The following is a 15,470-nucleotide window of genomic DNA, read 5'->3' as shown; positions in this document are numbered from 1 at the left end:
TCACCCCTTTAGATTAAAATCCAATTCTTTTTGCATAGCCAATGTTTCTTTCAAGCCTCTTTCAAGCGAATACTTGGGTTCCCAATTTAGATGAAGAGCAATTTTTGAGTTGTCCAAATAACTTTTTCTAATATCTCCGTTTCTTTGTTCTTTGTATATGGGAGCTAATGAAGTTTCTGTTGCATTCGACATTATCTCATATAACTTATTAATTGTAATAGGGATACTTGAACTGACATTAAAAATTTCGTTATCTCCTTTTTCCAAAACAGATAAATTAGCGTTAGCAATATCTTTGACATAAATAAAATCTCGAACTTGCTCTCCATCACCGAAAATATGAGGATTTTCTCCATTTAAAATTCGGTTCATAAAAATCGAGATTACGCCGCCTTCTCCTTTTGGATCCTGCCGATATCCATATGCGTTTGAATATCTTAAGATCGTATATTTAATATTATATAATTCAGAAAATACCTTTATATAGTGTTCTGGGGTCAGTTTGGATATCCCATAAAAAGAAAGAGGTTCTTTAGCATGCTCCTCGTCTATAGGATAATAATTTGGGTTCCCATATATAGCTGCAGATGAAGCATAAACAATTTTTCTAACACCTGCATCCCTACAACATTCTAATACAGAAATTGCACCTAATATATTAGAAGTAGCATCAAACTTAGGATTTTTAAGTGAATGCTGAACATCAATTTGGGCCGCATGATGAATCACCACTTCAGGTTTGAATTGGATGAAAATCTGACTCATATTTTCATCCAATACATCCATTTGTACAAACTTTGCTTTAGGATTCAAATTATTTAATGAACCTGTTATCAAATTATCAATAACTAATACTTCATAATTCAGGTCTATTAATTCATCAACAATATGTGAACCAATAAACCCGCAACCTCCAGTAACTAAAATTCGCATACTAGTCTCCCTTTCAACTTGCCTCTCTAATAGAAGCATCTCTTACTTAATATACTTTATTAGTACTGCGCCTTCTACTTCATATACGGTTTCAAAATCATTTAAATTCACTTGTTCTTTGGTCAACCATTCATCATAATTGTTTAACAAAATAATATAAGGGTTCTTATCAGAATCTACTTTCCATTTACCATAGTCAAGAACTCTTTCCTCATAAATACCCCTCAACTCAGTGCTTCCATATTTAGGCCATATTTCTGTATAGGAATAAAACCATAGTTGTTGAAGTAAATTCCCGACGACTGGTATATAGTGGTGATCCCCTACAAAAACATCTCTGTTTGCTGCTATCTGCTCCATAAACTGTCGTTGCACTTTCGTATAGGAAAGTTCCATATTAGCAGGGATTTTTTTATTGAAATCCTGAACCTTTGTTAAATTACGTTCAATTTCTATATTAAATAGATTATTGTTCTTTTGAACTGGCTCATCAATAAAGAATGTATTTATAGCTAAAAACACTAAAACCAATATATATGAGTAATATAACATTTTAACATTACTCTTTTTCACATAGTACAACCCAAAACAAAATAATATTATAAGTAGATTTTCAATTAGATAATAGTTTTTATAAAAATAATAAGATGATGCTTCTCCTGCCATTCCAAATAAAAATACACAAACCGCAAATACATTGTAAATCATAACACTAATAAATACGGTAGGATTAATTCTATTTTTGAACCAAATAAATAAAGCAAGCACTGCGAAAAGTAAATAGGGCTTGTAATCCGAATATAATTCCCTATAAATAAACCCTTCTAATTTTATGGAACTGACATTACCATTTTCCTCAGACTTATTCAGTATGAAAAGATAAATGCCACCAAAAGTTATAGTAATCAAACTTATAAATATATTTTGTTTTCCAACTAAAGCTTTAAGCATAGCAGTCCACTTCATATTAGGAGTTTGAATTGAATTACTGATTAATAATGAAATAATTGCAGCAGGTATAAAATAATAGTACGCATAAAATAGTCCAATTAAATTAAGTGACATAAATATAATTTTCGCCCATGAGCTCCATTTCAAATCACATATAAGTATTAGAACTAAAGCAATAAATATGCCTGCCAACTGACTCGTAAAACCGAAAATGATACTATTTAGATTATACCCTATCGAAGCTGCTCCTATAAGAATTGTTGCTTGCATATAATCAACTTCATTAACGAGTTTCTTATATATACTGTATACAGCTAATATAATTAAGAAGAACAAAATAAAATTACTTATTAGATAAATCATAAATTTCGCTTCAATGGAGTCTGTCATCCCCATCCATATTCCAGTGTTGACATAAGCAAGGAACGGATAGCTTGACATGTGCAGGTAACCCATGAGTTCATTAAACGTAAGTAGCAGCTCTCCTGTTTCAGAAAAATATTTACTAAAAATAAAATGCACGGATGGATCGGTAGTCAAAAACTTTAAGTCTATCTTTGTGGAATACAAGTATATAAAAAAATAAGAACTAATACATAAAGTCAATATTATTGTATACCAGTCAATTTTATCGAAACTAACTCTACCTTTTTCATATCTTATCTGTTTTCTCCTTAATAACAGATACATGAGGCCTGCAAGTACAATATTGAAGATAGCAAGTGAAATTGGTGTAATTCTTAATGATACTAAGCTGAACAAAACACTTGCAACCGCATTATAGGATAAATATGTTGATACGATAATTATGAATACAAAGATACCTTTATTCACATATTGACTGATTAATATAAATATAGGGATCAATATAAGAATTGATGAAAAAAGATATAAAAACAAATCCATTATGATACTCCCTTTTAGATGCTGATATTTCTAGCTTGTTTTGCTTTTATCCCATATACTGAATTTCAGTTTTAATGCCTGCTTCTCCACTAAATGCCAGGACAAAAATGCTAGGACACTAGTTAGTATAAACGAGATAAAGAAGTTAATTATAGGACTCTCTTGATTGTGCATCAGCAGTTGTACAATTTGCTGTACAGGAAAAGCATAGATATAAAGCCCGTAAGAAAAATCTCCCCACTTTGAAAATCTATGAAGCTTAATATTGGGATGGTAGACAAAATAGAAAATTAAATAGGTCCCACAAAATAAAAAGGCTGTTTTAAACTGACCACTGAAAAAAGTAGTCGTCAATATACTAACACATATTAGAGCAATCGATCTTTTCAAAACAATGCTTTCCCTATAAGCATAAAAAATAACACCCATTAAAAAAAAGAGAATTAATTCAAGCAGGCTCCCTACAAGAAAACCTTTAATATTTATAACATGATATTTTCCGGGCAGAATCTGACTAAATATGAATATCATAATGAAGATTAATAAGACACTTTTTTTCTTCTTCAACAATCCGTAATATCCTATTATTGCCACTAAAATATACCCTAATATCTCATAAGGAATCGTCCAAATCGAGCCATTCACAGCGTTAGGATATAAATTCGTTTCAAACATACCAGGTAAAACATATTGTACCGAAAGCAATAAGCTATTATTCAAATAACTATAGGTTAAATTGTTACTAAAATACTCACTAATTTCTAAAGAAGTGAACAAAGGACCTAAAACAAATACAGATAATAAAACTGCCATAAATAGACCTGGAAAAATTCTCAAAAACCGATTCACTGTATACTGCAAAACAGTTGATCTTTCGAAACTATTACTTACCAAAAAACCGCTAATTACAAAAAAAATAGCAACCGCTACACCGCCAAAAGTCCATTGGCCTTTGGAAAGCAAAGCAAGCGGCTCAATGGACTTACCGGTAAGGGGATAACTATGTGAATAGATGACCAATACAGCTGCAAAATATCTTAACACATCAAAATTATTAATCCTTCCTGATAATCTATTTGATAGATGTAAATGATCCACAGCGTTATCCACCATTCTATGAATATTATTTTAGAACCTTCTTAGCATAATAAACCAATTTATTTCTCGTCTTAAACACAAAAGTCTTAAAAGTCATGCCTTTTATTTTATATATAATCGTTTGTGGGCGGCTCAGAATGTGATCGGCGTCTTCAAACCATGCTCCAATAGGAAGTGCAGTTTGCTGTTGCGCATACTTATCACGTACGATTTTGAGATATTTATCAAACATCTCCTGTCTGCTATGATGGTGGCTCACCTCGGCTGGTACTCGGTATACCGAAGTCACCTTCTCAACATATTGAAAATCATATTTCAAAGCATATTTAAGCCATAGATCCCAATCCTCTAATACTTCTAGCTCTAGATCTATACCACCTAACTCATCAAACATTTCTCTCGAAAACAATACACATTGGATTGGAAAATAATTATGATGCAATAATACAAGTCTATTAAATGGTTGACGATGCTGAACATTATGAAGGATTTCTTCATACACATAGGGATCTTTCGAGCTCACTTTAATCGGAGTTTCAAAAGCATGGGCATAGGCAGCCTTCTTATCCGGATTAATCGTCAACTGATAACTTAACACTTCAACATGATCGGCAAACAAAACGTCATCGTCATCTAGGAAATTAAAATATTGTCCGCTTGCCCTCTCCATAGCAAGATTCCCTACAACACATCTACCGACCTTTTCTTCAGTAGCAAAATAATTAATAGTTAAATCACCAAATTCAGCATTAATCATTTCCTTAGAGATCGCTGGCCCATCCTCAACGATAACTACCTCTATATTTTTATACGTCTGATTACGAACGCTCATTAATGCTTCTCTCAGCATCGCGGGCCTACCACAAGTTCTAATGAGAATAGATACAAGTGGATTTTGCTCAGGCAAAGTATTGATATAAAAGGCTCCATCCCGAATGATTTCATAATCCCATAACAGAAATGAAGGTTTGAACGAATGATTTTTATGCCTTCGCTTCCATGACCTAAATCGTTGTCCGTCGGAAAAGCTTTTCAGCATTTTTTTCAATACCGTACGACGATGCTTGGCAAACGGAACAGGATTAAAAAACAAGCTATAGTACAATAAATAACCTTTAACTATATCCTTTAACGTCCCGAACTTGTAGCGAAGCATTAAATTATTGTACGTACTATTGTAAAATTGATTAGGCTTAACCTGACCAGCACTTTCATAGGTGTAATGATGAATAATACTTTTAGGCACGTATCTCAATTTATAGCCATGAGCTCTAAAGCGCCAGCTTAAGTCTACATCCTCAGCATACATAAAAATTTTGTCATCAAACATTCCAACTTCATTAAAAAGATCGCGTCTTACCATACATGCTGCTCCGCTAGCCCATGTTATTTCCATTGTAACAGGGTTATACGTCTTTGGATGCTCGTAAGGAAATTGCCTGCATTCCCACAAGGCGACATCTTGAGAACTATTTTCTGCATCTTTTATAAGCTCTACTAGTGAATATTCTTCTACTTCAGTATCTACGTTAAGAAAAAGCACATACTTTTGCTTGGACTTGGATACGCCATAATTGTTCGCCGCTCCAAAACCAATATTTTCATCTAAATAATGAGCATTATAGCTGCCAAAATAATGAGACTTAGCAAACTGATCAATGATTTCCTTCGTTTTATCCTGGGACTTATTATCTACAAAGGTTAAATGAATGTTTTCTAAAGGGTACTTGCCGCTTATCATGCTTTCCAAGCAGCGCTCTATCCATTTTTCAGAATTATAAGTAACAATAACAATATCTAAATTATTCAATGTTTTCACTCTTTCATCATAAATTATCACAGTCCTAATCTTTGAAGAACCAACGACTTATGACTCTTAAAGGCTTGGTCAACCTCCATGTTTTTGATGTAACTAGCTTCTCTAGCTGCGATTGCACTTCATGCTCTCTTTTTATAGCTGCTTCTAATAAAGAATTTTGATGCTCCAGGGCTTTTTTTTGCACCGATAAGTTTTGTTCAAGTGCTAGGTTTTGCAGCTCAATAGCTGCTTTTTGTGCTTCTATATTTGTAATAATTTGCTGTTCTTCCTCCAGACGAACTTCGGCCTGCTCTAGTTGCAATTCTCTAGACCTGGAAAGCTGTTGCAAATTAATAATTTGCTGTCCATATATTTCTTTTAGAATTGTAATGACATGAGCACTCTCTCTTATGACACGCATTTCAATATGAAATTGATGTACATTCTCCAATAAGAGATGATTAAAATGAAGATGAATTTGCGGGTCATTATCCGTCACATAATATAGACATTGTTCAGGTTGCCCGACACTAACTATGTTATGTTCTAAATGGATAAGCTCAAATAAGTTTTCTCCCCTAAACTCATTAACGGTTTCAGCATGCTGATTCTTTAATGTTATAGTCGAAATTTGGATCAAAGCTTTAAAATTCGTCGGGTCTAGCCTAAGCTTTTTTCCGCGTGCTATATCAATTTTATCGAATGAGTAGCTCAAATACTCATCGTTGCTTGTGAGAATCGCCTTTTTCTGAGAAGCCCTTTCTGAAAACCCTTCATCTGTCTCGAAAAACAACTGGATAAAATCTGTGTATATGTAATCCGATTCTAAATGGAATGCTGTAGCCCCTTGCTCCCCGGGCTTTCCGGAGATGGTAATAAACTGGTAAACATGCGAGTCTTTTCTATGCTCTAGATATCGGCTTATTTCTATAGGAAGATCAGCATATTGTTTTTTTAATTCCGTATGCTCCGGGTGCAATAAAGTACGGTTCCACTCCTTCGCAACTAATCCTGCCCCTTCTATTAATCTCTCTACACTGGATCTTGTGAAAAAACGAATATGAGTGTGATCAAGCAAGCCTAAAGAACGATATTTAAACTCCCCTGACAGCAGTTCCATAATGACAGCTGAATGACTTATGTTTGGAATAGAGCTCAATATCGTACCATCTGCTTTTAAATAGGCGGCTGCTTCTCGCAAAACCTGCTCAGGATCACGCAAATGCTCCAATACATCAGCAAAAATAATATGATCAAACATGATATTTGGTGGCAGTTTATCCTTCCAAATCATTGTTTCAATATCACATATAATCATTTGCTCAGTGAAGCTTTGTGCTACTACTGCTGCTTCTGGATCAATCTCTACTCCATAAACCTTACACTTTAGCTCCTGCTGCATATAAGCTGTCATGTACCCTCTAGCTGGTCCAAACTCCAAAACGATAGAATTCGGTCTTATGTTACGCAATATCAACGATAATGAATTATCCGATGACATATCTATATTAAAGTCATATTTCATATTGACCAGCTACCTTTCAAGGCTCCATTCATGTTCAAAAAATGTAAGGCCCTCTGCAAAATATCGTTCTGAGCTAATTCTAAAAGAGTCATATCTTGCCTTGTAATCTAGTCTAACCAAGCCAGAGCTTTCAAAAAAACCTACATCAATAGAATAAGTTCCAGGCAACAATGCTATTTTGTCATATTTTAAAATTAATTTATAATTACCAGGAAGTTCAGATAATTTATACTTATCAAGCTTCGTATTCAAACCACATATATATGTACCTTGCTTATCAAATAAAGCTATGCCACCTACCAAATCCTGTTGGGATTTATGCAGTTGATAGTCCAATTCAATATATATATCTTCACCGAATTGAAAATGTTTTTTGTATTCACCTTGTCCATCACGAAATTCTACTTTATTTATCGTAAGAACCTGTGAGCTTCGTTCTTCATCATGTAATGCCGTTTCATCAGCTTCAATGGAGTCGAGTCCATGCTTCATAAAGTCTTCGTAGTCTTTCGTTACTGAATTAGCATCCCCACGCTGATGAATTTCGCCATCAATTAACCAGATCGCTTCATCGCAAAAATTGCGAATAGAATACCCATCATGACTTACAAATAATATCGTCTTCCCCTGTTCCTTAAACGCCTTCATCTTTTCAATACATTTTAGCTGAAACTGCATATCCCCTACAGCTAAAGCTTCATCTACAATCAGAATATCGGGATCAACATGAATAGCACAGGAAAAAGCTAAACGAACGTACATGCCTGACGAGTAGGTTTTAACCGGTTGATCCATAAAATCTCCTATATCCGCGAACGCCTCAATGGCTGCCATTCTTCCTTCAATTTGAGCGGAAGTAAAACCGTTAATCGCTCCATTCATAATTGCATTTTCCCGCCCCGTATATTCAGGGTTAAAGCCGCTACCGAGTTCGAGTAAAGCAGCAATTCTGCCGTAAATATTTATTTCCCCTTCGGTAGGAGTCAACGTTTGGGCAATAATTTGCAACAGCGTACTTTTGCCTGATCCATTTTTCCCGATGATGCCAACTGTCTGCCCTCTGTAAATATCCATGGAGATGTTTTTAAGCGGCCAGAACTCTTTATAGTTGTTTTTGCGCATAATGACTTGCTTTAAGCGATCTATTGGCTTTTCGTACATCTTAAAGGACTTGCTAATTTGCCGTAAGGAGATTATAGGATCATAAGACATCTGCAAATCCACCTTTCGTTTTGGAGAACCAATAATAACCTAGCCAGGTTGTAATTAAACCGATTGCAGTTCCTAGCAATAACCAAGACCAGCTTGGAAATTGTCCTAATATAATGACTTTCCTCATATCCTCTACTACATGACTAATAGGATTAATATAATAAATCCCTCTTAAATTTTCCGGAATGATAGAAATAGGATAAAATATAGGACTCAAAAACATTAATGCTTGAACAGCAACACCCAAAAACTGGCCAATATCTCTTATAAACACGCCAAGTGAAGCAAAAAACCAAGATAATCCCAGTGTCATTAGCGCGAGTGGCAGCATAACCAAAGGAACTAATATAATCGTCCAATTTATGATTCCCATTAGCACGATTAAAGCAACCAGCAGTATCCCAAAGCTGATTAAAAAATGAACGAAAGCCGCTCCTACTATCGTTACAGGCAAAATCTCCAGTGGAAAAACGACCTTTTTAACATAGTTAGGGTTGCTTACAATGATAGCCGGGGAGCGGGTTATAATATCAGAAAAGAAATTAAACGTAATAAGTCCACAAAACAAAATCAAAGCAAACTCTACCTGACTCTCATCTGCTCCTCCTCCCCATTTTGCTCTAAATACAACGCTGAAAAAGTAAGTATAAATGATTAGCATCATCAGAGGATTAATGAATGACCACACCATTCCCAAATATGAGCCTTTATAACGTCCTGACACTTCACGTTTAACAAATTGATTAATTAAATTTCTTTGCTTCCATAACGTTTGAACCATTATTAATGACCTCGCATTTCCTTTATACCGGGCTATTCCTGCCTCTGATTAGACGACAACATCATTTTGTTTCAAATATTGAATAATAACCTCTATACTATCTGTAATGGACTTATCTTCTGTTTCGATTGTAATTTCAGGGTTTATTGGCACCTCATAAGGAGAGTCTATTCCTGTAAAATTTTGAATATCTCCATTACGGGCCTTTTTATACAACCCTTTAGTATCTCTTTTCTCACAAGTATCCAATGAGCATTTTACATAAACTTCTATAAATTCTCCTGGCGCAAAAAGCTCTCTGACTGCTTGCCTGTCTTCATTAAAGGGAGATATAAATGCAGCTAACGTAATTATACCAGCGTCTGTGAACAGCTTTGCTACTTCCCCAATACGCCTAATATTTTCAGTACGGTCAGCAACAGAAAAACCAAGATTTTTATTTAATCCCATCCGAATGTTGTCCCCGTCGAGCACATAGGATTTAAGCTGGTTTTCAAAAAAATAAGCTTCCAAAGCATTTGCCAATGTCGATTTGCCTGAACCGGACAATCCAGTAAACCAAATAACACAGCTTTTATGATTATTTTGCTGCTGTCTCATTTCTTTTGTAACCGTATATAGTTGTAACATTAGCTGCTCATTTCGCTCCATTTATTCCCACCCTATTTTGCATTATTTATTAGTTGACTTAAACCGATTTTTCAGCCTTCCTATCTTCCTCATAAAGCGATAACTAATAGTAAGCTGAATCGCCTGCATTTCCTTTTCAAGCTCATTGTTTAGTTTGTTACTAGCTTCGAGCTTTTCTATTATATTTTGCACGTACAGCTCTTTGGCTTGATTCATCTCCAAGAGATTTTGAAGTTCCTTACTGTAGGCTATTTTGTTGTGCTGTAAAGTCGAGAGTGCATCATTTAATTTTTCAGTCAAATTTTCTTTCAAATTTTCTGTTTTGCGTTCTAATGCTGATAAAATACTTCTGTTGTCATCCAGCTCCTTTATCAGCCTATCCGAAATTAAATGCTGGCTAATAAAAGCGCCAAGCTCAGAAGGAAGATGTATGACCTTCAAAACCAACTTGATTACTGGATTTTCTATTGTAACAGGAGAAATTATAGTCAATTGTGGATCATATGTCTTCGATATGAAACAATACTGACTGCCTCTAGTTAATAGTTGAATATCATGGTATTCATTTAATCCATTAAAGCCATTATTATAATCCCAAATATGAAGAAGTGATTTCCCATCTCCTTGAAGCAATTGTAGGGATTCAATTTCCACATAGGCAGGAATGTCTACAGGATCAATTCTAAACTCTCCTTGATGCAGCTTCCCTTTAACTATTATATTCACTTCCTGCCTAGAACCATCAGCCTTAGATGATGCGCTTGAGACTAGCATTTCCGAATATCCCGATTCAGTAGGCAAATAAATTTTCGTCGTAAACGGGACAAAATCCATTTTACTGAACAGTTGTGAATACTCTTGATAAGACGAATAAAGCTGCCTTATAGTAGCGCTTTTATCATTAAATAATTCAGGCATCTTCTCAAAAAGCAAAAGCAATTGATAAGTCTCTTTAACTATTGTCGGCGCCATTTCAAGTTCACTATCATCAATATTGGAATGTCGCAACGCTGGCTTGATGTGCTGCTCAATCCGAGTTTGAACATTTCCCAATTCTTCTGGAGAAATCGCTAGCCAATGTAACGATGCAGACAGCTTTTCAATTGTTTTAGCTGGTTCCTTCAAGAAGCGATCAAAATGTATAAACCGAACATTTTCAGCTTCGCAAGACTTTAGCGCACTGAGAGTATTTAACGTCCACATTGCTAACGAAACATTTTCCTGATACCCATTGCGATTATATAAAGACGATGAAACCTCATAAGGGTGCCTAGTCATAAAAACTACACTCAATTCAATGTTCATCTCGCTAAGAACATTTTTCCACAAGGGAAGCAGCAAGCAGCTTCTCGGATCTTTCCATGCCCATAAAGGAACGTCTGAAAACTGTTCGCGTACCAATTCTTTCATGAGTTCTTTGTAGTAATTCATTTCTTCAGCGTTCCACCACTGATCATTCAAGGTTGCAAGCATATCCCATGACCCAGACAAAGATTCCAGGATTTGATCGTGCAAGCGGACAATTTTAGCATGCTCCCAAAACCCATCCGGATTATCAAAATTCGGCTTTATTAAGTCCTCCTCTTTGCCTAAATATGCCCCCATAATATTAATACCACGAGTAAGCACGGATGTTCCGCTTCTATGCATGCCTAATACACAAATTGCCTTTGATTGAAGGGATCCCACTGTTTTTTCGCTCCTTATCGCTCAAACACTTTACTCTCAACTTCAAAATCTACATATTCAGTAAATAAGGCTTCCTCATCCGCCCTAATTCTAAAAGCACTTATATCAATAACACGATGAATAAAGGTCTCTCCCTTATTCGAATCAGCCAGCACTCCACCATTCAGAAAATAAATTCCCGTATTAAGCCTCGGCACAAAACGAAATTCTACTTTAATTTCTGAGCCACTGTTTACTTGGTTTATTTGCTTGCCATACTTGGCAGAGGCTGCGCCTCCCAAACCAAATCCATTCATCGTTTTAATTAAAAAGCCAAATCGCACATTATGATGCTTCTTCTCAAATTTTACTTTATATTTAAATAAATAAGGTTGGCCAGATGCCAAAACATTTACCTGTGCACCTTCTTCATTATAAATGCCTGCTTCAAATATTTTTGCTCCATCCTCATCGTACTCAACAGGTCTAATATTATCCAGCAGCCCTGCATCAAAATAATCTTCCAGTTCTGAAGGAATGTTATCTTCGCTAGCTGACACCTGATCCTCTTGAATAAGGACTGTATCGATCACTTCTTCTTCCAACTCATTATCAAGTTCAGATACTTGACGAATAATATCATCACGCACCTGCTGTTTTCTCTCAGGAGAAGCATACAGAAGCTTATGATATAAACTGACTACGCTTTTGCTCTTTCCAATTATAATCTGCTCTCCAGAATCAAGAAGCATTGCTCTATCACATAATTCTATAACAGACGCACCCGAATGAGAAACGTATAAAATCGTTCCGCCGCTCTTTTTAAATTGTTCAATTTTCGCATAGCATTTGCGTTGAAACAATTCATCTCCAACTGCTAATGCCTCATCTACGATGAGAACATCTTTTGGTATAACAGCTTGAACGGCAAAAGCAAGCCTAACAATCATCCCTGAAGAGTAGGTAGATATTGGCTGATCCATAAAATCGCCTATTTCTGAAAAGTCTACAATCTCATCATAAAGCTTATCTATTTGTAATTCATTTAAGCCCCAAATAGCGCCATTAAGATATACATTTTCTTTTCCTGTGTACTGCATATTAAATCCGCTGCCTAACTCAAGAAGTGCGGCAACTTTCCCATTGACAGTCACTTTACCTGAAGTCGGCAAGAGGGTTCCGGCAATAATTTGTAAGAGTGTGCTCTTCCCAGAGCCATTTCTTCCTACAATACCTACTGTTTCGCCTTTATAAATATCCAAATTAATATCTCTTAAAGCCCAGAACTCTCGATAATATTGTTTATTTCCCCGGAAAATCATCTGTTTAAGCCGATCCTGTGAACTGCTATATATCTCAAAATGTTTACTAACATGGCTAACTGAAATAATTGGTTCTGTCATTTGGTTATAGAACCTCCGCATTTATCTTAAAAGTTTTCCGAACATTTGGTTTCATTATACCTCATTTTAATAGCCAATATGATAACTTGATGGCAACTTGGAAACATTTTTCACTAAATTATTACGAAATTCAACACAGGGCGTCATCATAAAACGCCATCCGAGGGCATCACTCCACTCCCCCATATAGTAATCCCCCCCATCATTTGTTAAAATAGTACTATGAAGAAATCTACTACGCATACAAGGAGTACATATTAATGAGTGCAAGGAAAAATGCAACACAAAACACAGCGGGATTAGCAAAAGAGCAGCCGCTGTTGCAAGGGTTACTGACGCTCGGCCTAGCCTTGTTCGTCCTTATTTTCCCATACGATCGCGGATTATTCAACGGCTACGAATATGCCTTCGAATCTCCCATTTACAACGCAGCCATCTACGGCTACGTTCTACTCGCCGCAACCGCCTTGTTCGCCTATCTCACGGGCTGGAAACTGAACAACCACCGCAGCGTGCTGTCGATTGCGATTTTGCTGCTGCCGGCCATCTATTGGCTCTCTTCTATGCAGGCCGTCTCCAGCTATTATGCCAAATTTATGACGTTTGTCTTTTTCCTGCTCGCTGCCCTGTTTCTGACCAGTCTCTATGCCGCTGGAAAAGTACAGATGCGCAAATGGCTGGAATACGGGGTTATGCTGTCTGCCTATTTAATCGTATTTTTCGGTCTGCTGAACTTGTTCGGTCAGCAATATTACAAAGACGCCATGTGGCTTGCCCATGACGGCTACCGGCTCAGCTCAGTCTTTCAATATTCCAATACTTACGCCGGCTTCCTGATTGCCATCTTTCTGATCGCCGCTTATTATGCGGCAACCTGTGAGCGCTGGTACATGCGTCTTGCTAATTCCATTATGCTCGTACCGATTTTAATTTCCTTTTTTCTCGCTTATTCGCGGGGCGCCATCGTTATCATACCGGTGATGCTTATTGTGATTCTGCCTTTCCTGAAGCTGGCTAGACAGTTTGCTTATGTCGTTTATGCTGGTCTATCCGCTTTGCTGACTCTCGTTATTTTGGGTAAAATTACGGCTAATACAGAAGCGATTTCCGCAATTGTTCAACCGACCGAAACGAAAGTTGCGACGACGATCTCGATGTTCGACAAGCTGCCGCTGCAAAGCTGGGCACTGCTTGCTGGCGCTGCTCTTGTTAATGCAGGGCTGATCATACTTATACACAAGAAGCTATTCCCTTGGATTGAAAATAAAAGTGAGCGCCTTGCGCAGCGCAAATGGGCATTTGCTGCTTTTCCCGCCGCGATTATCGTTATCGGACTATTAGCAGCCGTATTGCTTATTACAAGCGATGGCATACGTGATCTGCTGCCTGAGAAAATCGCTTCCCGCTTTGAAAACATCAACTTGCAGCAGCACAGCGTTCTCGAGCGCTGGACCTTCTACGAGGATGGTCTTAAGGTTGCCAAAGACTACCCGCTGCTCGGAGCAGGCGGAGGCGGCTGGCAGGCTCTTTATGAGCAATACCAGAACAATCCTTATTGGAGCAGACAAGCGCACAGCTTCTTCATTCAAACGCTGGTTGAGGTAGGCTGGATTGGATTTGCAGCGCTGATTGGGCTGCTTATATACACCTACTTCTTATATATCCGCTCATATATTCGTCACCCAGAGCGCCGGGGCAGCCACTTGATCTTTTTTATTTTGGCAACGACGCTGCTGCTGCATAGCGCCATCGATTTTGATATGAGTTATGTCTATTTGAGCGCTTTGCTGTTCATCAGCTTGGGTGCTATGATTGCACCGTATGGCAAATCGCTAGCGTTTAAACAAAGAGAAGAAAATGTACAGGGCCGCACCGTAAAATGGATCTATCCAACTGCAATCGGTGTGCTGGCAATTGTCCTGCTAGTCGGCTCCGCACGCGAGAACAGCGCAAACCACACGTTCCAAGAAACGTACAATACGGCTTCTGCCGGACAGGCTCAGCTTAACCAACTGCTGCCTTCGCTTGACAAAGCCATCAAGACGTCACCTGATCATTCCGTGTTCAGCTTGACGAAATATCAATGGCTCATGCAGGCCTATGAGCAGACGCAAAATGCTACAATGAAAGAACAGGCGCTGCAGACGCTTGCAGCAGGCAAAGCGAATGATCCTTATAATCGCACCTTTATTTTGGCCCAGTACGAAAATTTCAAAAAGGACGGCAACATAACGGAAATGCTTAAAGTGCTGGAAGAAGGCATCAGCAAATTCCGATGGGATATTGTTTTATATGATCATGCGATTGTAGAATACGCGGCTGCTATGAGCAGCGATGCTGGCAACGCGGATACTTACCGCACGCGGGCGCTGGAAATTAAAGCAGAAGTCGAGCGGCGCATTGCCCAGCTCGCAACGCTGCCTCCTGAGCAATCACAGGGTCGTGATTTCAACTTCACCCCTGCCATGCAGCAGGCACTGGCTGCAATCGAAAGTAAATAATTTGCCTACAGACAAGCGGCTCCCGGGTCGCGTCTTCAAACGGTTAAATCTAGCATGTTTTAAC

General features: G+C 37.5%; 11 protein-coding genes. 1 reads left to right on the top strand and 10 read right to left on the bottom strand.

The genetic code is table 11. The features are described 5' to 3' along the window. Genes MHB80_RS06580 through MHB80_RS06535 form a run of 10 tightly spaced genes read right to left on the bottom strand, consistent with a single transcriptional unit; the run spans position 1 to position 12,905 of the window. Positions 1-933, bottom strand: a complete 933-nt coding sequence (locus MHB80_RS06580; protein WP_341281422.1) for an NAD-dependent epimerase/dehydratase family protein — start codon at positions 931-933, stop codon at positions 1-3. Positions 934-975: 42 nt separating this feature from the next. Continuing rightward, positions 976-2,790, bottom strand: a complete 1,815-nt coding sequence (locus tag MHB80_RS06575; protein ID WP_341281421.1) for a hypothetical protein — start codon at positions 2,788-2,790, stop codon at positions 976-978. 30 nt (positions 2,791-2,820) lie between these two features. Further along, positions 2,821-3,888: an acyltransferase gene (locus MHB80_RS06570; protein ID WP_341281420.1), complete on the bottom strand. Its 1,068-nt coding sequence runs from the start codon at positions 3,886-3,888 to the stop codon at positions 2,821-2,823. A gap of 25 nt (positions 3,889-3,913) precedes the next feature. Continuing rightward, a complete protein-coding gene (locus MHB80_RS06565) occupies positions 3,914-5,698 on the bottom strand; it encodes a glycosyltransferase family 2 protein (RefSeq protein ID WP_341281419.1) in 1,785 nt (594 codons plus the stop codon). A gap of 34 nt (positions 5,699-5,732) precedes the next feature. Next, entirely contained in the window at positions 5,733-7,211 is a 1,479-nt protein-coding gene (locus MHB80_RS06560) for a methyltransferase domain-containing protein (RefSeq protein ID WP_341281418.1), read from the bottom strand. A gap of 9 nt (positions 7,212-7,220) precedes the next feature. Continuing rightward, positions 7,221-8,423, bottom strand: coding sequence for an ABC transporter ATP-binding protein (locus tag MHB80_RS06555; protein ID WP_341281417.1), 1,203 nt, complete (start codon positions 8,421-8,423; stop codon positions 7,221-7,223). Further along, the gene (locus MHB80_RS06550) at positions 8,413-9,204 is read right to left on the bottom strand and encodes an ABC transporter permease (RefSeq protein ID WP_341281416.1); all 792 of its coding nucleotides are present in this window, start codon (positions 9,202-9,204) and stop codon (positions 8,413-8,415) included. The genes MHB80_RS06555 and MHB80_RS06550 overlap by 11 nt, the downstream gene beginning before the upstream one ends. A gap of 48 nt (positions 9,205-9,252) precedes the next feature. Next, positions 9,253-9,855 (bottom strand): adenylyl-sulfate kinase, encoded by a 603-nt coding sequence (gene cysC, locus MHB80_RS06545; RefSeq protein WP_341281415.1) that lies wholly within the window; start codon positions 9,853-9,855, stop codon positions 9,253-9,255. A gap of 21 nt (positions 9,856-9,876) precedes the next feature. Beyond that, on the bottom strand, positions 9,877-11,523 hold the full coding sequence (locus MHB80_RS06540) for a hypothetical protein (protein ID WP_341281414.1): 1,647 nt from the start codon (positions 11,521-11,523) through the stop codon (positions 9,877-9,879). 14 nt (positions 11,524-11,537) lie between these two features. Next, positions 11,538-12,905 (bottom strand): ABC transporter ATP-binding protein, encoded by a 1,368-nt coding sequence (locus tag MHB80_RS06535; protein ID WP_341281413.1) that lies wholly within the window; start codon positions 12,903-12,905, stop codon positions 11,538-11,540. A 260-nt stretch (positions 12,906-13,165) separates the two neighbouring features. On the opposite strand from MHB80_RS06535, the gene MHB80_RS06530 reads away from it, so the two are divergent. Continuing rightward, positions 13,166-15,406, top strand: a complete 2,241-nt coding sequence (locus tag MHB80_RS06530) for an O-antigen ligase family protein (protein ID WP_341281412.1) — start codon at positions 13,166-13,168, stop codon at positions 15,404-15,406. Positions 15,407-15,470: the final 64 nt, after the last annotated feature.

This window comes from Paenibacillus sp. FSL H8-0537 (genome assembly GCF_038051995.1).
Classification (GTDB): domain Bacteria; phylum Bacillota; class Bacilli; order Paenibacillales; family Paenibacillaceae; genus Pristimantibacillus.
This window is presented reverse-complemented; position numbering and strand designations above follow the sequence as displayed.